11 protein-coding genes, 2 tRNA genes and 2 pseudogenes are annotated in these 20187 nt (G+C 46.9%); 7 read left to right on the top strand and 8 right to left on the bottom strand.

The genetic code is table 11. From position 1 onward, the window contains the following. The 4 genes and pseudogenes from C7H79_RS18560 to C7H79_RS14460 form a co-directional block, all read right to left on the bottom strand. A pseudogene (locus C7H79_RS18560) lies at positions 1-206 on the bottom strand (hypothetical protein); the annotation flags it as partial. 126 nt (positions 207-332) lie between these two features. After that, positions 333-1118 carry a PEP-CTERM/exosortase system-associated acyltransferase gene (locus C7H79_RS14470; RefSeq protein ID WP_106707986.1) on the bottom strand — a complete coding sequence of 262 codons (786 nt, stop codon included), beginning with the start codon at positions 1116-1118 and terminating at the stop codon, positions 333-335. Between the two features lie 426 nt (positions 1119-1544). After that, positions 1545-2780 carry a pyridoxal-dependent decarboxylase, exosortase A system-associated gene (locus C7H79_RS14465; RefSeq protein ID WP_106707984.1) on the bottom strand — a complete coding sequence of 412 codons (1236 nt, stop codon included), beginning with the start codon at positions 2778-2780 and terminating at the stop codon, positions 1545-1547. After that, positions 2777-4354, bottom strand: coding sequence for an acyl-CoA ligase (AMP-forming), exosortase A system-associated (locus tag C7H79_RS14460; RefSeq protein ID WP_106707982.1), 1578 nt, complete (start codon positions 4352-4354; stop codon positions 2777-2779). The genes C7H79_RS14465 and C7H79_RS14460 overlap by 4 nt, the downstream gene beginning before the upstream one ends. A 199-nt stretch (positions 4355-4553) precedes the next feature. Between C7H79_RS14460 and gltX the strand changes: the two genes are divergently transcribed. The 3 genes from gltX to C7H79_RS14445 all read left to right on the top strand — a co-directional run bounded on the left by gltX (position 4554) and on the right by C7H79_RS14445 (position 6190). Then, positions 4554-5945 carry a glutamate--tRNA ligase gene (gltX, locus tag C7H79_RS14455; protein ID WP_172592457.1) on the top strand — a complete coding sequence of 464 codons (1392 nt, stop codon included), beginning with the start codon at positions 4554-4556 and terminating at the stop codon, positions 5943-5945. 53 nt (positions 5946-5998) lie between these two features. After that, a tRNA-Ala gene (locus C7H79_RS14450) sits at positions 5999-6074 on the top strand. 40 nt (positions 6075-6114) lie between these two features. Further along, a tRNA-Glu gene (locus tag C7H79_RS14445) sits at positions 6115-6190 on the top strand. A gap of 288 nt (positions 6191-6478) precedes the next feature. Here the strand turns inward: C7H79_RS14445 and C7H79_RS14440 are convergent. The 4 genes and pseudogenes from C7H79_RS14440 to C7H79_RS14425 all read right to left on the bottom strand — a co-directional run bounded on the left by C7H79_RS14440 (position 6479) and on the right by C7H79_RS14425 (position 13879). Further along, the gene (locus C7H79_RS14440; protein ID WP_242447315.1) at positions 6479-7204 is read right to left on the bottom strand and encodes a M48 family metallopeptidase; all 726 of its coding nucleotides are present in this window, start codon (positions 7202-7204) and stop codon (positions 6479-6481) included. Beyond that, on the bottom strand, positions 7194-10283 hold the full coding sequence (locus C7H79_RS14435; RefSeq protein WP_106707977.1) for a type I restriction endonuclease subunit R: 3090 nt from the start codon (positions 10281-10283) through the stop codon (positions 7194-7196). The genes C7H79_RS14440 and C7H79_RS14435 overlap by 11 nt, the downstream gene beginning before the upstream one ends. Beyond that, positions 10280-11530 carry a restriction endonuclease subunit S gene (locus tag C7H79_RS14430; RefSeq protein ID WP_106707976.1) on the bottom strand — a complete coding sequence of 417 codons (1251 nt, stop codon included), beginning with the start codon at positions 11528-11530 and terminating at the stop codon, positions 10280-10282. Before C7H79_RS14430 ends, C7H79_RS14435 begins: the two co-directional genes overlap by 4 nt. Further along, positions 11521-13879, bottom strand: a pseudogene (locus C7H79_RS14425) (N-6 DNA methylase). Before C7H79_RS14425 ends, C7H79_RS14430 begins: the two are co-directional and overlap by 10 nt. Positions 13880-14405: 526 nt before the next feature. Here C7H79_RS14425 and C7H79_RS14420 point away from each other — a divergent pair. The 4 genes from C7H79_RS14420 (at position 14406) to C7H79_RS14405 (ending at position 19888) form a co-directional block, all read left to right on the top strand. Beyond that, complete coding sequence (locus tag C7H79_RS14420; RefSeq protein ID WP_106707974.1) at positions 14406-14843, top strand: nucleoside triphosphate pyrophosphohydrolase family protein; 438 nt, start codon at positions 14406-14408, stop codon at positions 14841-14843. Between the two features lie 445 nt (positions 14844-15288). Next, positions 15289-16290: a diacylglycerol/lipid kinase family protein gene (locus C7H79_RS14415; RefSeq protein WP_106707973.1), complete on the top strand. Its 1002-nt coding sequence runs from the start codon at positions 15289-15291 to the stop codon at positions 16288-16290. A 13-nt stretch (positions 16291-16303) separates the two neighbouring features. Beyond that, positions 16304-17140: a metallophosphoesterase family protein gene (locus C7H79_RS14410; protein ID WP_106707971.1), complete on the top strand. Its 837-nt coding sequence runs from the start codon at positions 16304-16306 to the stop codon at positions 17138-17140. 279 nt (positions 17141-17419) lie between these two features. Continuing rightward, positions 17420-19888 carry a vitamin K epoxide reductase family protein gene (locus tag C7H79_RS14405; RefSeq protein ID WP_106707969.1) on the top strand — a complete coding sequence of 823 codons (2469 nt, stop codon included), beginning with the start codon at positions 17420-17422 and terminating at the stop codon, positions 19886-19888. Positions 19889-20187 lie beyond the last annotated feature (299 nt).

Below are 20187 nucleotides of genomic sequence, written 5' to 3'. Positions count from 1 at the left end.
TTTAGTATTTCTTTGGAAAAACTTTGATGCAGCTTATTGTCATCGGGAAATACAAAAACCCTAATCTTGGTGCCATCAGACCACGTCTTCATATGCATACTATATATAGAGCGCAACGAATTGATTGACAATGATTTCTCGTGTACTTCTATATTTGTCACAATTTCATAATGATCATTTGCTCTAACTTCAGTCTTTATACCCATAAGACATATTGCTAGAACAAAACAAAAACAGGCTCTAAGGTTTAACAAAAACCGGCCTGATAATCGGACATGAATAGAGAAAGGAAATAAATTCAAGAATTGGATTTCTGATTCAGCACTATTCAATTAGTTAGATTGAATAGGGCTATATTTGCCACAATCGGTTAAGACTTCCCAAGCATCATGATGCTCTTTATACATTCTATTTAGCATTTCTTCTACATTTGCATAATAAGGTCTGCGTATACCATGATAATTAACAGGTGGACCAATCGGACTAAAACTCAACCCATTATAACCAAGCAACCTATTCAAAGCAGGATCCTTAGCTGATATCCAATGCTTGATATTATGTTTGACTGACATACGCAGTACAGCAGCCATTAGTATTAAACTTAAGTGTGGCGTAGAACGTCTATCCGACGATCTACGCTCTCTACCTGCGTTATTGTCAGTAAAGCGTCTATCGGATGATCGCCGGTTTTCTTGAGCAGCATCTTCTGCTCTTGATCCACGACGGTCCCCTCTACGCCTATCAAACTGTTTCACAATAACGGAACGAGAAATTTCGGCAATTTGTTGACGTGGCAGTGCATTGATATTACAAAGGGTTAGATCAAGTTGCGTATACATTTCCACTGGGAAAAGTTTTTCAGGTTGTAAGGGGTTAAACAATATCAAACGGACTGAACCAATAAAATCTCCCGAAGAGCGAAATCGCAAAAGAACATGAGAAGAATGATCGTCGCAATTGTCTTTTTCCTTTTTATCGGGGTATTGTGAAGCATCAAGAAAATCATGCTCTACACAAAATACCTGATAGCGAATTCGATAAACAATCTCAAGCAATTCACTTGTATCAGCTTCTACAATTTCAAAAAACTTCTGAAAATTATTATACATATCACTCATTGAATCACCCAGTTGAGTTGTTAGAAGCAGGTTCTATCCATATTGAAGAATATTTACTTTGACTAATTCTTAGTTACTCAAATAAGAATGAATGATAATAAGTTTGTCTAATTTAATTGCGTTGAGATATTAACCTTTTCCAAGCAGCGTCATAATCGAATAAGCACGGGAACTACGGTGTATTTTCTATTTTCAATTGCTCAAAACGAATACTTTTACATTCGACAATGTAATAAATACTCATTGCTGCAATTATTTAAGTATATTTAAAGGGAATATTCAACCGATCTTTGTCATTTAGCAGAAGAATTACAATATAGACGCTAGTCTGTACACAATAAACAACATATCGACACAGGATAATGAATTTTGATGTGTACAATAATTAGTCTTGATCCAGAACAATTTAAGCAATGTGTGCCTAGTCTAAACCAGCACCTCAATCGGCGGAGGATGATCAAGAAAAGCTGTCGGACTGGCAGTCAAACCATAAGCTCCTGATTGTAAAACAACCACCAGATCGTCTACGGAAGCGGCAGCCATGGGCATTTGATCCGCCAGCAAATCCAGTGGCGTGCATAACGGCCCCACTACTGAAACAATCTCTCTTGTAGCACCTTGAACTTTGTTGCCGATAATAACGGGATAGTTTTTACGGATAACCTGACCCAGGTTCCCCGAAGCTGCCAAATGATGATGCAGCCCACCATCCGTTACGAGAAAGACTTGCCCGCGCGACATTTTTCGCTCCAAAACACGGCAAACATAAATCCCTGCTTCAGCAACCAGATACCGTCCCAGTTCAAGCGCAACCGTGGCATTTGGTAACTGCTGTTTTATTATCTGCATCAAATGCTGCAGATTGACGCCAATAGCTGCAATATCCAGCGGCTGATCGCCAGGAAAATAGGGCACACCAAAACCACCACCAATATTCAGCAGCTTCACGGGCGATGGCGCATAGTCAGCAAGTTGGATAGCAAGCTGAACGGTTTTTTCATGTGCTTCTTGAATTGCGACTGCACTCAGATTCTGTGAACCGCTAAAAACATGGAATCCCATGAAATCTAAACCCAGCAAACCCAATTGTTTCAGCACAACGGGTACATATTCAGCATCTATGCCGAATGGCTTGGGACCGCCACTCATTTTCATCCCGGAGGATTTGAGCTCAAAATCCGGATTAACACGGATTGCAACTTTGGGAGTAATACCTAAATCTCTTCCTTGTTGTGCGATCAATTCCATTTCCTGCTGCGATTCAACATTTACAATCACACCTGCGGCAATCGCGCTGCGCAGCTCATGCATTTTTTTCCCAGGCCCGGCAAAACTGATTTTTTCAGGGGCGAGGACTGTATCCAGCGCAACTCTCATCTCACCGATCGAAGCTACATCCATGCCATCGACCAAACCTGCCAAATGCTGAACCACGGCCGCCATGGGGTTGGCCTTTATCGCGTAGTGCAACAATATCTCTCGCGGCAACTTCTGGCGCAGCAATTCGACTCGTTCGGTAATTTTTTTCCGGTCATAGGCATAAAATGGTGTAGTGCCCACGCGATCCGCTAATCGAGTCAGTGCCATTCCACCTATCTGCAGGCAATCGTTTTGCACAGAAAATTGTGCAAGTGACGCATGTTCCAATAATTGATGGGTCATGGTTCGTTTCCGCTAAATAGTCGCTGCAATTGCTGAGAAAGAAATTTACGATCAATTTTACCGTTCGGATTGCGCGGCAAGCTTCCTTCCCGTACTTCAAGATGGCTTGGCAGCATATAAGCAGGCAACTGTTGTCTGCACGTGCTTAACAGGGTATCAACATCAGGCTGGATGCCTTCTCTGGCAGTAACCACCACAGCGATTGCTTGTCCCAATATAGGATGCGGAACGCCAAAAGCGACTGCCTCAGCGACACATTCCGTGGCATAGATGACTTCCTCGATTTCAGTCGGGCTGACTCGATATCCGGAAGTTTTGATCATTTCATCACGACGCTCGATAAAGTACAAAAAACCTTCCTCATCCATTTGCACCGTGTCACCCGACCACGCAGCAATTTCAGTCAGGGTTAAGCCAGCTTGAAGTGGCTTCATGGGTTTAAAACAGGTTACGGTTTTTTCCGCATCATTCCAGTAACCCATCGCAACTAGAGTGCCCCGGTGCACCAATTCTCCGGGCTCACCCGGCGCACAATGCGACCCATCTTCCCGGAGCACCAGTACTTCTGCGTTGGGTATCGCTTTACCGATCGAACCAGGACGCCGGTTGATTTCTTCTGGCGCCAGATACGTTGAGCGAAAAGCCTCGGTAAATCCATACATCAAAAAAATTTGCGAATCCGGTAAGGCGTTGCGTAATTGACTCAGCGTGGTGCGTGGTATAGTGCCACCCGAATTGGTGATATAACGCAACGAAGGCACCTTTCCCCAATTCAACTGCGCAAGTTGAATCCACAAAGGCGGCACAGCTGCTAATCCGGTAACCTGTCGCTCCTTTACAATAGCGATAATGTCACGCGGCAACAAATAGTTCATCAGGATACTTGTTGCACCTGCATAAAAAGCGGTCGTCAATTGGCTCAACCCATAGTCGAAACTCAGCGGCAGCGCAGCCAGAATCCGATCTTCCGGTCGGTTCTGCAAGTATTGCGTCACACTTTTAGCGCCAGCAACTAGATTACGATGCGAAAGCACAACCCCTTTGGGTTTCCCGGTGCTGCCAGAGGTATAAATGATCGCAGCCATATCGCTATCGATCGTTGGCATCGCTTCACTTACGCCTTCCATCTCCATCCAGCTCACAATAACGACACCGGCTATAACCGGAAGCTTGTCTTTGGCATCGACCACCACAATCATATGCAGATCACGGCAAGACAGCAAAGCAGTTTGCAGCAATTTTAATCGCGCCAACGACGTCACCAAAACTCGCACGTTACAATCAATCATAATGAAAGCCACTTGTTCCGGTTTTAATACCGGATTAATCGGAACAAAAACACCGCCCGCCGCCGTCGCCGCAAATAATGCAATGACAGTCTCAAAACGTTTCTCGAGATATACCGCAAGCCGCTCTCCTCGTCTCAAGCCAAATGCTCGCAACCCGCCTGCTCTGGCTTTAACTTGCCCAGCCAGCGTGGCATAACACATACGTTGATCTAGATAAGACAATGCTTCAGCATCAGGCGACCGTTCCGCCGCGGCAAAAATCAGGTCATGAATTAAGTCAGTCATTTATCAAACACTTCATGGTCATAACCATTAAAAATCATCAGGATTAAATTGCGCACATTATAATAGGCTTTAAGCTGCACGCATTAACGAACATGCATCGTTCCTACAATAGTCCAGGCAAAAGAAACACCGGTTTTACAGAATCGCGTAAACTATTCCTTTTCAAATCTTCGGCCGAACAACTGACACAAAAATTATGATGGTACGCACACGATTTGCACCCAGTCCCACCGGTTATCTTCACATTGGTGGCGCGCGCACTGCGCTTTTTTCTTGGGCCTATGCACGTAAGCACGGCGGCAAATTTATTTTGCGCATTGAAGACACCGATCTGGAACGCTCAACCCAACAATCGATACAGGCGATTCTCGATGGCATGGCATGGCTGGGATTGGATTATGACGAAGGACCTTTTTATCAGATGCAGCGGTTGGAGCGTTATCACGAGGTTGCCGAGCAGCTGTTACAAAATAACCAGGCCTATTATTGCTATGCTTCCAAGGCAGAGCTGGAAGAAATGCGCGAGCAGCAATTGAGTGCCGGCTTGAAACCCCGCTACGACGGACGCTGGCGTGACTCCTCAAAAACTCCGCCCGCAGGAATCAAACCGGTAATCCGGTTCAAAAACCCATTAGAGGGTCATGTCACATTCAATGATCAGATCAAAGGACGGATTACAGTTGCCAATAATGAGCTGGATGATCTGGTGTTACTGCGCAGTGATGGGGTGCCAACCTATAATTTCAGTGTGGTCATAGACGATCTGGATATGAATATTACACAGGTCATACGCGGCGATGATCATGTCAACAATACGCCACGTCAAATTAACATTCTAAAAGCCCTGAACGCACCATTGCCGGAATATGCACATGTTCCAATGATTCTGGGCGCAAACGGCGAACGTTTATCCAAGCGACATGGCGCTGTCTCGGTCATTCAGTACCGCGAGGATGGATATTTACCCGAAGCGCTGCTGAATTATCTGGCAAGGCTGGGATGGTCTCATGGCGATGAAGAAATTTTCTGCCGCGAGCAATTGGTAGAATGGTTTGATCTCACCGCAATCAATCGCTCCCCGGCAAAATTCAATCCGGAAAAACTGCATTGGATCAATCAGCAATATCTCAAAACAGCTGATAATGATCGTTTGGCTGAATTGACAGTATCATTCCTCACAAAAGACAATTGCCAAATTGATCAGGGTCCCGATTTAGCGCTTGTAGTCGACTTACTCAAGGAAAGAGTAAATACCATCGAAGAACTGGCCGATGCAGCGGTATACTTTTACCGCCCTCTGGAGCCCAGCAACGAATTAAAAGAACAACACCTGACGGCGGAAGCAAAACCGATCATGAGCGGTTTATTGGAAAAATTTAATCAAATTGAATGGACGCGCGAAGTGATTCATCAGGAAATAAAATCCATTGCCAAAGCGTATGACGTTAAATTTCCTAAAATTGCCATGCCACTGCGAGTAATGGTCACCGGAGAAATTCATACCCCTTCAATTGATGCGGTGCTGGCACTGCTCGGACGCGAAGAAACGCTTGCCCGCATTAACAATCATCTGAGCAATATTCCGGATTGATCTTTTCTTTACAATGAATCATGGCATCAGTATAATCCCCCTTCCTTTGCTCAGGGGGTATAGCTCAGCTGGGAGAGCGCTTGCATGGCATGCAAGAGGTCAGCGGTTCGATCCCGCTTATCTCCACCAGTTAATTTTAATAAAGCGAAGCTGTACCGATCATCACTGGGTCCCCATCGTCTAGAGGCCTAGGACATCGCCCTTTCACGGCGGTAACAGGGGTTCGAATCCCCTTGGGGACGCCATTAAAAACAATAAGCTGTAAAATAATAATCGCTTCTTTGTTTTTAATGCGTAAATCTGTGTCAATCCATGAAAACGAATGTTTCTTCATTATCGATGTATCCAATATCCAATCCAGCGTAAAAAGTAATCAAAAAATACTAATTCTAATTCTCGTTGGACATGCACAGATAATTGACAGGCAGCCATCTGTTTTATATGAATTGAACTGCTGCAGTTCTTACCGGTTCATATCTGCAATGGGAATAAAACAGACTGGAATCAAAAGTGCGCGATGCTGTGAAGCAAGATCAATATCCCCACTCCTCATGCCGGACCGGCAATCGATTGAGTTGATCCCGATAAAACCGCCATTTCGGCATGAATTGATCCATCAAGGCAATAAAGCGGCTGTTATGCGTAGGCTCTAACAGATGCGTCATTTCGTGCACGACGATATATTCCAGGCAAGCCAACGGTTTCTTCGCCAACTCGGTATTGAGCCTGATAGTGCCGGAATGAAAGCTGCAACTGCCCCACTTGGTTTTCATCCGCTGTACGTAAAACCTTTGCACCAGCACCCCGATGCGGGGTTGCCACTGTTCAATCAATGGCGGAATGGTTTGCTTGAGATTGTTACGATACCAGGCTGCAACAACAGCCTGTTTATTCTCCGGACTTGTGCCAGGGCGTACCGATAGAAGCATTCTGCTGTGCTTCAATTCAACCGCCGGTGGAGCGTCTTTCTCCTCAACCTTGAGCAAATAGCGCTTTCCCCAAACAAAATGGCTTTCACGGTCGATATATTCCCGTGGCGCCTCGCGTTGTTGGGCACGAAGTTTTGCCTGTTGTTGCTTGATCCAGCCCAGCTTGGAGATGACAAACACCCGCAGGGTATCGGATGACATAGCGACCGGCGCCGAGACTTTGACTTTGCCATCCGGTGGATAGACGCTCAAATGAACATTCTTGATGTTTTTATGAATAACTTCCACCTCAAGATCATTCAGTCTCATGGTTGCAATTTCAGTAATCACTTTGCTGCTTGACGATGGCAAAAATCCGTTCGACTTCATCGACATCGTTCACGATTTTAAAAATCGCTTGTTGGATATCGCTTTCTCTTGCCGGATTATTACGCCAATCATCCTGCTTGCTGTCCATCACCGCGTCATTTATTTGCAGCACCAGCGCCTCGTTTTTGCCTAAATTGTTATACAGCACACGCTTGGCTCTGGTATTCAGTGACTTTGGCGTATCGTCCGGTTGTGCGGCCACAACCTGGTTGGCGAGATCAGCAATCTTTTGTAAATACTCTTGATACTTCTCTGCATTTTCTTTTCTGAATTTAATAATTTCACCCAGCAGCTTGGACATTTTTTCAAAGTACGCCGGATCAAGCAGGTGGTTCTTGATGATATGGCTGCGCACATTGTTTTCGATGGTTTCTGCCACCGCTGCTTGATTGGATTTGATGCCATCCGGCATGGCACCGATGGCCTCGGCGAGGCCGCTTTTCACAATGATTTCCAGCATCGGCATATCGGCGAACGGTGAAATCACCACCGATTCTTCCGCCTGGATATAGCGGTCGATCAGATGGCGCATGTCCGCTTCATACGCTTTCAGATCAATTTTCTCATTGGACGCGTTTTTGATGATATCCCGCAGTTTAAGGAAGTGATCCACGCGGTTCTTGATATGCTCAGTCGCATCGGCGGTGTAACCGGCGGCTTCCATGTCGTCACCGATATTGGCGTAAGCCCGGATCAAATTGGCGGTCGCTTTGTATAGCGCTGTCCGTTGCACTTCACGTGCCTTCAGATCGTCGGGGATTTCGGTATTGCCGCAAAAGTAATGCATATGTTGCAGATCCCCTCGGGGCGGTTCCACTTTCTCGCACAGCAACTCCAGTTCTTCCAGCGCATAATCCAGCCACTCGCGGCCTTTGGTCAGCCGATCCTGGATCAGGATATCGCAATCCCTGGCTTCAAACTCATCGTAATCCAAGGCTTCGGTATACACCTGAATCGCGCCGGTGCCTTTTTCATTCACCAGCTTCTTGAACAAATCCTTGTAATCCACGATGAAACCGAATTTTTTATCTTCGCTATCGAGCCGGTTCACCCGGCAGATGGCCTGAAACAGGCCATGATCCTGCATCGATTTATCGATGTACAAATAGGTGCAACTGGGCGCATCAAAACCGGTCAGCAATTTATCGACCACGATCAACAGCTTCATATTGGCCGGTTCGTCGACAAAAAGCTTTTTTGCCTGATCTTCGTAAGTTTCGGTCCTGGATTTGCCCGGCTCGGCATTGATATGCTTCAGCAAGGCGTCATAGGTGTTATAGATAACTTGCTTGTCGGTTTCGGTATTCGCCCCGGTTTCTTCGGTGGTGATGTCCCGGGATTGCGGATTATACGAAGTGACCACCGCGCATTTGCCCTTCAACTCGGTTGCCTGAAACAACTCGTAGTAGCGGCAGGCTTCGAAAATGCTGGATGCCACCAGGATGGCGTTACCCCGTTGCGTGCTCAAACGCGGCTTGACGCTGAAATCCCCGACGATATCGGTCACCACCTTGTCCATGCGCGATTTGGAACTGAGCACGTTTTGCATCGTGCCCCATTTCCGTTTCAGCTCGGCTTGCTGGAAATCGTTCAATCCTTTGGTTTTGGCGGCAAACCACTCGTCGATTTTTTGCTGCGAGCTCAGCCGCTGATCAATGTCACGCGCTTCGTACACCAGATCGAGCACCACCCCGTCTTCCACCGCTTCGTTGAACTTGTAGGTATGAATGTATTTGCCGAAAACTTCCAGGCTGGTGGCTTTGTCTTTTTTCAGCAATGGGGTGCCGGTAAAACCGATAAAAACCGCGCCGGGCAATAATGCTTTCATGGTTTTGTGCAGCTTGCCGCTTTGCGTGCGGTGGCATTCATCGATGAAAACAAACAATTCCCCAATGGCGTAGCTCGGCTGGCTCTGCAGTTGGTCGATAAACGCATCAAAATCATCGATATCCCGTCTGCCGAACTTGTGCACCAAAGAACATAACAGGCGCGGCCTGGCCTGCCCCAGTTGCGCGATCAGATCGCGCCCGCTGCGGGTGCGGTAAATCGCTTCCCCGGCATCCCTGAACACGCTCTCGATCTGCTTATCCAGTTCATCGCGGTCGGTGACGATGGCGATGCGGGCATGCGGATTATGCTCCAGTATCCACTTGGCCAGCAGCACCATGACGATGCTTTTGCCGCTGCCCTGGGTGTGCCAGATGATCCCGCCCTCTTTGCGGCGCACATGCGCCTGCGCGGCTTTGACGCCGAAATACTGATGCGCGCGCGGCAATTTCTTGATGCCGCCGTCGAACAACACAAAATCGTGCAACAATTCGATCAGCCGTTGCGGGTTGCAGATTTTGGCGAGGTATTTATCCAGCTTGTAGCCGCTGTTGTCCGCTTCATCTTCTTTCCACTTAAGGAAAAACTTTTCCTGCGTACCGATGGTGCCGTATTGCAACCCTTCGGAATCGTTACCGGCAAACACGAACTGAATGGTGTTGAAAAATTTCTCGATGAATTCCAGTTTCTGGTTCACCAGGCTCTGGCGAATGCCTTCGCCGATGGAAATACGACTGTTTTTCAGTTCCAGCACGCCGATGGCGATACCGTTGACGTACAGCACGATATCCGGGCGCTTTTCCTTTTCGCCGAACACGGTCACTTCTTCGGCAATGTAAAAGTCGTTTTGCTCAGGGTTGCGCCAATCGATCAAATGCACCGTATCGGTGGGCAATCCGGCTTCCGTTTTAGTGTGTACGCCATAGCGCAGCAGTTGATAAACAGCCTTGTTGTTGTGATACAGATTCGGGCCGTGATGGTTGGCAGCGCTGTGCAATTTATCCAGCGCCTTGTTGATCTGGCTTTGATCGTAGCCTCTAGCTGCCAGGTAGCGCGTCAATTGCGGCACTTCGATGTTGCTATTGCCCGGTCGGTCTTCCCAATTGCCGAGATAGATGTAACCCAATTGCTCGCAGAACAACTTCACGATACGGTTTTGCGTCGCCCGTTCGGGTTTGCCGACAGCATCACTGCTGAACGGGTTTAGGGTCACGCCACCGCTCCGGTTTTGCTTTCCGGTTTCACCAGCCGGATTCGTCCTGTCAGCAGGTTTTGCATCATGCCTTGCTTGATCTGCCGGTATTTGGTGAGTTTGGTTTCGAGCGCGGCGATTTCGGCGTCCATGTCGGAGAGAATGGTAGCGATGCGGGTTTGTAATTCTTTTTTCTCAGGAATATTTATCACAAAATTATATATATCCGCTGGACTTATATGAGGTATTGCTGTGACAGTTTTTAATGAATCACAATGTTTTGTAAATATTTCAGAGCACACCCACTCTTTAATGTAATTTATATCAAAAGATTCAGATTTTGACCTTATTCTGGCTACTCTTTGAAGCAGCAGGGCAGGCAAATCTGATTGTTTTAATTGAGAAAAACTTCTCCCAACAAGCGATCCATCCATTGCAACAACAATATCTCCTTCAAGCAATTCGTACCTTCTAATATCAGAAGTCGTTGAAAACCAATATTTTGTTATCTCATCGTTCCAATCAGTTTGTCCACGTTTGATATTAGAGCCTCTTAGTAATCGTATTCCTTCATTCGTATACCCTAAGCTCGAAAATGGAAATCCCGTCAATAAATCTGTTATCTCGCCCAACTTCTTCACCATCCACCCCGCTTTCAACCGTCCATTTTCATAAGGATTGAGGAGGGTTTGCATGGCACCTTGTTTGATCTGGCGTTTTTTGGCGATGAGGCGGGTGAGGGATTGAATCAGGGCATCGGCATCGCTGAGGGCGCTGGCGATGGCGGTTTGTTCGGTTGTAGTTAGAGGAAGTGGAATTCTAAAAGGATTAATATGCTTATTATTTATTTGAGGTATGGAGGTAGTGTCTGCTATCTGTGCTAATCCTTGGAAGTCTAAACAATAAAATAAATATTCATTCACTAATCCATTAGTTGTTGTCAAAGTCATCAAATTCGTATCCATAAAGGAATCTTTTTTCAAGATACGAATTTTATTTAATAAAATTGATGCTCCTCTTTTTGGGAAAATTATGCTGCCAGCAGGCACAGTTTTTCCTACCTTAAGCATATACGGAGTTTCTTCAATATATTTGTCCCCTGCATTAAGTTGCTCAACTTTATAATAAGGAATACCTTCATTGACAAATTTATATTTTGAGGGACTCTCGCCGCTATTAATATCAACAAAATCTTTTAGTTGACAGACATCCCAATCCTCCGGAATCACCCCCACCTCAGTTTGCTTGTAGCCCGGTTTCAATTCCATGCAAACCCCATCTTGCGCAGGTGCGCGTTCACAGCCTGTTCCAGCTCTTCCACCTGCTGGTTTTGCTGCGGCAGCGGGGTTTCATAGCGCTCGGCGAGTTCCTTGATACGTTGTGTTAAACGCTGGCTGATGCGATCCATCTCGGTATGAATGTCTTTATCGATGGCGGCGATCCATTTGTCGTCGACCACCAGTTGTTTGATCTGGTCTGCGGTAAGTGTCGGGTAGAACGACAGCAGACTGACATCCAGCGCCATTTCGGCGGCATGAATGGCTTTCTTGGTCGCCGCTTCCTGTTCCAATAGTTCCAGGTATTGTTTGAGGATTTTTTCTTCTTCAATCGCTTCCGGATCGTTTTTGATTTCTTTCAGACGTGTGTTGATGCTGGCTTTGTTGATCTTGTCGAGTTCGGCAAACACACCCTCTTCACCGCCGTGTTCTTCTGCCATTTCCAGCAACCGGCTTTGCAGCGTTTCCAGTTCGGTATTCAGCGCATCGATGGCCTGCTGCTGTGCGGCAAAGTAGCGGTGAATCACCAGCGCCTTCGGTATCAGATCGCAGGTCCAGCCTTTATCGACGGTTTTGGTGACCTGACCGTCTTTGGTTTTCTTTTCTTCAACGATGCGGTAAGTGGCCGCTTGCCAGCCATCGGCGGCGATCAGGTAGCAATCGTCCTGCATCACGTCGAACCAGTAATTCATCAGGTGCTGGTAAACATCGTAGCGGTCGATCAAGGCGCGGCCTTCGTAGGTGGCGAGCAAGGCTTCGCTGATGCTGTGGATGATGTCCTTCGGATGAAAACCGGGTTGCAGTGCTTTCAACGCGGCGGTGGTGTTGTTTTCCCATTGGCAGAACACCCGATTCATGTCGGCCATGTAGCCGACGAATTCAGGATGCGCGTAAATGGTTGGCTTGATGGCGTCCTTGCTGACTTTCAGGCTCAGATAGTTGGGGCTGCGTTTCGCCTCGGTGAATAACGCCGCTTTCAGGTTGGGGCACACCGCCCAGTAATCGTGCAATGCGTCGATATCGGCCCTGGGTATATCGCCCAGCAGATGCGCTTCGATGTCTTGCAGGTCTTCGGTTTCTGAGCTGTCGATATAGCGCGGAATGTTGAGGTTGAATTCGTTTTTCTCGATTTCGCTGAACGATACGATTTTGCTATAGCCTGCGATTTCGATCTGCTTATTGAACACATCGACGATTCTGTGGAAATCCATTTCCCGCAGGCGGTTCTTGTTGCCGTCTTTCATGAAGCCTTTGCCGGCGTCGATCATGAAAATGCCCTTGCGGTTTTGCGCATTTTCCTTGTCGAGGACGATGATGCACGTCGGGATGCCGGTGCCGTAAAACAGGTTGGCCGGCAGGCCGATGATGCCCTTGATCAATCCCTTGCGGATGATGGCGGTACGGATGGCGGCCTCGACATTGCCGCGGAACAGCACGCCATGCGGCAGAATGCACGCGCCTTTGCCACGGCTTTTCAGCGAACGGATGATATGCAGCAGGTAGGCGTAATCGCCGTTTTTATCCGGCGGCACGCCCAATCCATCAAAGCGCTGAAACGGATCGTTAACGGTATCGACCCCGTTGCCCCAGCGTTTGTCGCTGAACGGCGGATTGGCGACGACGTAATCGAACGTCTTCAGCCCACCCTGTTCATAGAGAAACAGCGGGTTGGCCAGGGTATTGCCTTGCTTGATCTCGGCGCCGGGGTTGTTGTGCAGGATCATGTTCATGCGCGCCAGGCCGCTGGTGGCGGCGTCTTTTTCCTGACCGTACAGCGTCACCGGCGTTTTGGCGGCATCACTCACTTTCAACAGCAATGAACCGGAGCCGCAGGTCGGATCGTAAACGGTGGTCGAGGCCGTGGTTTCGGCCTGATCGATGCCGATGATGCGCGCCATGATGCGGCTGACTTCCCGCCGGGGTGTAGAACTGCCCCTTGCTCTTGCCGCTTTCGGTGGCGAAATGGCGCATCAGGTATTCGTAGGCATCGCCGAGAATGTCATCGCCTTCCGCGCGGTTCCTGCTGAAATCCAGCGCCTTGTTTTCAAAGATGGCGATGAGGTTGCTGAGCCTGTCGACCATATCCTTGCCGCTGCCGAGTTTTTCCGGATCGTTGAAATCCGGCATGCTGGACAATTTGTTGGCAGTGGCGAGCGGCGCGATGATTTTCTTGTTGATGTCATCGCCAATGGTCGACTTGCCCTTGAGCGCCACCATATCCTTGAAACTCGCACCTTGCGGAATCTTGATCGGGGCAAATGGCTGACCGGCGTATTTGTCACTGACATATTTGATGAACAGCATCACCAGCACATAGTCCTTGTACTGGCTGGCATCCATGCCGCCGCGCAATTCATCGCAGCTCGACCACAGGGAGGAATAAAGCTCGGATTTCTTAATTGCCATATGTTTTTGTTATTAGAAATACAATAATATATTTAAATGTACTATATCGAATAGTCCGCCAGATTCTACCAGTATGTGAAGAAGTACATATATGGCAAAACACTATTCTGCAAAAACTTTTTTTCGTAATGCGCCGAAGGTTATGTTGATGAGGTATTTTGCTAAAACAGGCCGTTAAAAAACTATCCGCATTGCTGCTACGGTGTTGAAGGTTGAAATTGCAGCATTCTGGCGAATTTCATTGACGTGATGGCGCATTACTTTTATCTTCACCCCATTAACCAACTGGAATTTCCAACTAATTAGCACCAAGATAATCTCTATCTGTAATTTTCGTATTATTATTATGGTGTTCAAGTTTTAGCTGCAAAAGCCTTCATGAATCATGCATTTTATTAATCGCTTAAATAAAAACATTCAATCTTAGAATCTATGCGGGAGAAATCTAATGAACGACTTAATGAAAAAAATAATCACATTGGAACAAGAAAGGAATCTGACTAAGGATTTTGACCCTAAGATCCGGGCTCTGAAGCTTATCTCAGCTGCAGGGAAGTTATCCCGCTCAATCGCGATGAGAGAAGATTGCCGCAATGATGTTGGCAACTGCATTGTCAACATACTGATTCTTTCTGTCATTAACGACTATGGCATTGAAGAATTTCTAGCTGCATCAAACTTATCGAATATTGATGAGAATCATGACAGCGTCAGCAGCTATATGTATGAACTGTGGGGAGCGCTGGGCTTACTATCTACTGCGATAACGGAAGGTAACGACTATAGATCAACTTTAGATGATATGGTGATCATATTATCCGGAATCGCAAGGTTTTCAAGTTATTCCTTGGAGGAATGCGCTGATATCGCCTACAACAACAGCCAGGGTTTAAGTTAGAACAGCAATTACCATAAATGCTTGGGAGGCCTATTCCCACTGTGGAGCAGGCCTTCTGAGCAGTTGTCAATGCCAGCACTTTTCCAGTCCGAGGGTTGATCCGCCCTTACCGTCACCCGCAAAGATGTTCCGATAATAAATCCAGCGGCGACTTTAATGCACTCGCTCGGACTTAATCAAACAATCATCCGTTTTATTTTGTTGGCTTCCGTACATACGGATTTCGTCATAGAAGATATTCTTAAAAAGATCAGTCGAAACCGTTTTCGAGGCAGCTGACACCAGGCAGAAACAGGCATAAACGCAGTTTATGCTTAATAAATGAGCATCTTAGCCTGTTTTCAAACACCGTAGCAGCATCGCAGATTGTTTTTCAGCGTCCTGTTAGCCACGCCATGTTGTAAATAGTCATCGGAAAATATCTTACTATATTGGAAATAATCATATGACGGCGACACCCACACTCGCGCATGAAACAAAACAGCATCATTCCAGTGTCATCAATCCCATAAAGGTTGATCCTGCCGCACCTCTTTTCATCGTGCTTAATGCGTCATCGGGTAATGATGAGGCGGTCACTGTTCGTGAAACGATTGAAACCGTACTGAAGCAGGCGGGACGTGAATTCGAATTATTCTTGGTAACACATTCCGAAACTATCACAAACGTGGCGCGTGATACCGTTCGCCGGGCGCGTGAAAGCAATGGAGTCGTAGTGGCTGCAGGAGGTGATGGAACCATTAACGCGGTGGTGCAAGCCACATTGGGCAGTGGTTGTCCCCTTGGCGTTATCGCTCAAGGCACCTTTAATTATTTCGGGCGGACGCATAATCTGCCAGAAGATACAGCCCAAGCTACCCGGGTATTATTAAGCACATTGGCCTACCCCATACAGGTCGGTTTCGTCAATGACCGCGTGTTTTTGGTTAATGCCAGTTTAGGGCTATATCCGCAATTGCTCGAAGATCGCGAGATCTACAAACGAAAACTTGGCCGAAACCGCTGGGTGGCATGGATATCTGGCCTGTATACAGTATTGCGTTATCATCGCCAGCTAAATCTGACCATTGAGCATAAAGGAAACATCAGCACATTATTGACGCCGACATTATTCGTCGGTAATAACCGGTTACAACTGGAACAGATCGGCATTGAAGAAACATCCATAGCGGATAGGGGCGAGCTCACGGCCATCGCGATCCGCCCGGTCAACACGTTAACCATGATAGGACTGGGTTTGCGGGGCGCGCTGGGGCAACTGGGTGAAGCCGAACATGTATTATGCTTTTCATTCAGTAGTATCGTAGTCAAACCGGCACTATTTGGTAGAAAGCTTATCAAAGTAGCAACCGATGGTGAAATTACCTATTTACGCACACCGATCGAATTTCGAGCTGCTGATCAAGCACTGTATCTTCTGCAACCGGCACCCGCCGACGTAAAGTAATTGGAAGCACATCATGGCGATGCTTTGGCAAATCTCGGATCTGCATTTCGGTACTGAACGTCCCGAAGTTGTATCCGCGCTGGAAAACCTGGTGCGTTCAATGCCGCCCGAATTGGTGGTGTTGTCTGGCGACATTACCCAGCGCGCGCGACGTGCAGAATTTCAAGCTGCGCGCTCGTTTGTTGACCGCTTGAGCGCACCCGCCACCCTGATTATTCCGGGAAATCACGATATTCCACTGTTCAACCTGATTGATCGCGCCATAGCTCCCTATGCCAATCATTGCCGCAGCTTCGGCCCTGAACTAGAGCCGGTGTATGATTCGCCCACTATGCTGGTGATCGGCGTAAACACCACCCGTCGCTGGCGTCATGTTGATGGAGAGGTTTCAGCCAATCAACGCGAGCGCGTGGCGCAACGCCTCAGCCGTGCTTCTGCTGAACAATTGCGCATCGTCGTCACTCACCAGCCGGTTGCCGTGACCCGTGCAGAGGATATAACCAACTTGCTGCATGGACACAAGGCGGCAATATACGACTGGTCTAATGCCGGCGCCGATCTGATACTAGGTGGGCATATCCATTTACCCTTCGTGTTACCGTTACATAAGTACTATGATGATTTGAGACGTCAAGTATGGGTAGCTCAGGCAGGCACCGCAGTATCCACTCGCATTCGCAGAGGTGCCAATAACTCGGTCAATTTAGTTCGCAGCACTGGTATGCTGAAGGGATCACGCACAGCTATGGTACAACGCTGGGACTATAGTGATACGGCACGGAGATTTACGCTCAAGCATACCGATTCTATGCAATTCGGTTCCCGCCAGTTGCACAATGATATGGAATAACTCAACTTTTCAGGCTTTGCAAAAGTCTATAACTGGAAAGAACATTATTTCGTTTAGGAAAGTCATGAAAAAGATGAATTTCTGGTCAGACTAAAGTCCTTCCATCGCTCTAAAGAGCGAGCAAAATTTGATTAAGATACCTAAGTAAACTTCAAGAGATTTAAAGGCAAAAGTGACACTGGGGACAATGGATTGAAAAAGTGGATGAAGGAGGAATTTTTTGGATGAAAGATTCAAAACAGCTTCAGTAGCTTAAATTCTGATTTAGGAGAATGAAATATGAGGAATCGACAAAAACCAGTTATTGTCCTCACAGGCGCTTCCGGCAATATCGGTTCTACGCTTTGCACTGCTTTGAAAAAAACTTACCGTGTCATAGGATTGGATGTTAACCCCTGTGAAAAAGCAGATGCCAGTTTCGATTGCGACCTGACTTCGGAAGATTCGGTAAAACTCGCTTTCTACAAAATACGCGCGCAATATGGCAATCATATAGCTGCAGTCATACATTTGGCTGCCTACTTTGATTTTACTGGGGAAGACAATCCTTTATATCAGAGCGTAACTGTCGAGGGCACACGACGTTTACTGAAAATATTACAAGATTTCAGCGTTGAGCGATTTATTTATACCAGCACCATGCTGGTCCACAAACCAGGAGTTCCTGGCCAAAAAATCAACGAGGATAGCCCGATCCAACCGGGCTGGATCTATCCGCAGTCCAAAGCTGATGCGGAAACGGTAATTCGGCAAGAGCACGGCAAGATCCCCTACACAATTTTACGTCTGGCAGGTCTTTATGATGACAACAGCGCTGTGCCGACATTGTCTCATCAAATTGTTCGAATCTATGAGCGCGAATTTAAAAGTCATCTTTACACCGGAGACTTGTTGGCAGGACAGGCTTTTATCCATAAAGACGACATGGTGGATTTATTTCTACGGGTAGTGAATTGCCGCAACAAATTGCCTGAAGACAATATTCTGCTCGCGGGTGAAAGTGAGGTTATGAATTATCAGGAATTACAGAACCGAATTGGTCATTTGATCTTTGGCAAAACAGTCTGGCAGACCATTAACATCCCGGAATTTATCGCCAAACCGGGAGCCTGGCTAGAAGAGCACACAGAACCGATAGTTCCTGATGCTTTTGATCAGGGTGAAAAACCATTTATTAAGCCGTTCATGATTAATCTGGCCTCTGACCATTACGATCTTGATACCAGTCGAACGCGAACATTATTAGAATGGCAACCAAAACATAGCATTTATAATGGCTTGAAAAAGCTTATTGCAGACCTAAAACGCGATCCTGCTGCCTGGTATAAAAGAAACCGCATTATGCAACCTGATTGGGTGCAAACGGCGGATGAGAAAGATGAGAATCCTGATCAGATAAGGCGCAAGCACGAAACTGAATATCGCCAAACTCATCACGACAATATTTGGGCACATTTTCTCAATATGGGGCTGGCTTTGTGGTTAATTACTGCTCCTGTTACCTTGGGATACGAGTCTCAGGCCATGATTTGGAGTGATGTGATTTCTGGTTTGGTATTACTCGTTGTATCGTTTATCTCATTATCCTGGCGTTTTGGTTTTGCTCGTTGGATAGGCGGTGCTATCGGACTCTGGTTATTAGGCGCTCCGTTAATTTTCTGGGCACCGTCAGCCGCAGCTTATCTTAACGATTCAATTGTCGGCATGCTGGTGATGGGCCTTGCAATAGCAACGCGTCCCACGCCCGGTATCTCACCCGTCGCGGCACAAACCGGGCCTACTATTCCCCCAGGCTGGTCTTATTCACCTTCCGGTTGGTTGCAGCGTTTGCCCATTATCATTCTGGCATTTGTTGGTTTTTTTATCTCTCGATATTTATGCGCTTATCAATTGGGCCATATTGACGCAGTTTGGGAGCCTTTTTTTGAGGGAAATGCACACGATCCCAAAAACGGCACGGAAGAAATCATCACATCCTCTGTCTCCAAGGCATGGCCGGTACCGGATGCCGGGCTTGGGGCCATGACTTATGCACTAGAAATTCTGACGGGGCTGATGGGTTCATCTCAACGCTGGCGCACGATGCCATGGCTAGTAATCCTATTCGGCATCATGATTGTGCCATTGGGTGCTGTTTCTATTATTTTTATCATCATCCAACCCATCATACTTGGCACATGGTGTACCTTATGTCTGATTGCAGCTGCAGCCATGCTGATACAAATTCCGTATTCGCTGGACGAACTGATAGCGACCGGTGAATTTCTATACCGCAGAAAGAAGCAAGGACGACCATTTTTGCGTATTTTTTTTCAAGGCGATACCGATGATGGAAAAGTAGAGCCCGTGCACAATGAATTTGCACAATCCCCGTTGAAAGTCACGAGGGAAATGCTGGGCGGCGGAGTGACATTACCATGGAGTCTGACCTGCTGTATTTTTATTGGCGCCTGGTTAATGTTTACGCGCATAACACTGGGATCGGACACAAACATGGCCAATGCGGATCATTTGATTGGCTCACTGGTACTCACTGTAGCAGTCACTGCACTGGCTGAATCAGGTCGGTCTTTTCGTTATCTGATCATACCGCTCGGTGCAGCTTTATTGTTTACTCCTTTTATCTATGACGTAGAATTTATAGCTTTAATATTCAGCATAGGCTGCGGATTGTTGTTGATTGGACTCAGTTTGCCGCGCGGCATTATTCACAACAGCTATGGAAAATGGAATCGTTTTATAGTTTGAATCATTTTCGGTTGCATTGAATCTAATTCTCTTGGCTGAATTAGCCGGAGTAATCTGGATAGCATGAACCTGTTTATCCTGCGATATTGATGCAATCGCCGAGCAAACAAAATTGGTCAGCACCGTTTACTCGGGCGGCAGGAATCCTGCTCACTTCGATTTATTGTATAGAGCTTTTAACACATTCAAAAATAAAGGCTCTAGCAGCAGAACCATTGAAAAACGTTTTCGAGACAGCAGATACAAGGGAAGGACAAGCGAAAAATGCAATTTATGCTTCATTCCAAGTAAATTAGTTA

Origin of the sequence: Nitrosomonas supralitoralis (assembly GCF_003011925.2) — a bacterium.
GTDB classification, from domain to species: Bacteria; Pseudomonadota; Gammaproteobacteria; order Burkholderiales; family Nitrosomonadaceae; genus Nitrosomonas; species Nitrosomonas supralitoralis.
Note: the sequence above shows the minus strand (reverse complement) of the source record. Positions and strands in the feature narration are given on the sequence as shown.

Excerpts from the sequence above, each read along its gene's own strand:
- C7H79_RS14470 (WP_106707986.1), bottom strand. The coding sequence starts at position 1,118 with ATGAGTGATATGTATAATAATTTTCAGAAGTTTTTTGAAATTGTAGAA.
- C7H79_RS14465 (WP_106707984.1), bottom strand. The coding sequence starts at position 2,780 with ATGACCCATCAATTATTGGAACATGCGTCACTTGCACAATTTTCTGTG.
- C7H79_RS14460 (WP_106707982.1), bottom strand. The coding sequence starts at position 4,354 with ATGACTGACTTAATTCATGACCTGATTTTTGCCGCGGCGGAACGGTCG.
- gltX (WP_172592457.1), top strand. The coding sequence starts at position 4,554 with ATGGTACGCACACGATTTGCACCCAGTCCCACCGGTTATCTTCACATT.
- C7H79_RS14430 (WP_106707976.1), bottom strand. The coding sequence starts at position 11,530 with ATGGAATTGAAACCGGGCTACAAGCAAACTGAGGTGGGGGTGATTCCG.
- C7H79_RS14420 (WP_106707974.1), top strand. The coding sequence starts at position 14,406 with ATGAAAAAAATAATCACATTGGAACAAGAAAGGAATCTGACTAAGGAT.
- C7H79_RS14415 (WP_106707973.1), top strand. The coding sequence starts at position 15,289 with ATGACGGCGACACCCACACTCGCGCATGAAACAAAACAGCATCATTCC.
- C7H79_RS14410 (WP_106707971.1), top strand. The coding sequence starts at position 16,304 with ATGGCGATGCTTTGGCAAATCTCGGATCTGCATTTCGGTACTGAACGT.
- C7H79_RS14405 (WP_106707969.1), top strand. The coding sequence starts at position 17,420 with ATGAGGAATCGACAAAAACCAGTTATTGTCCTCACAGGCGCTTCCGGC.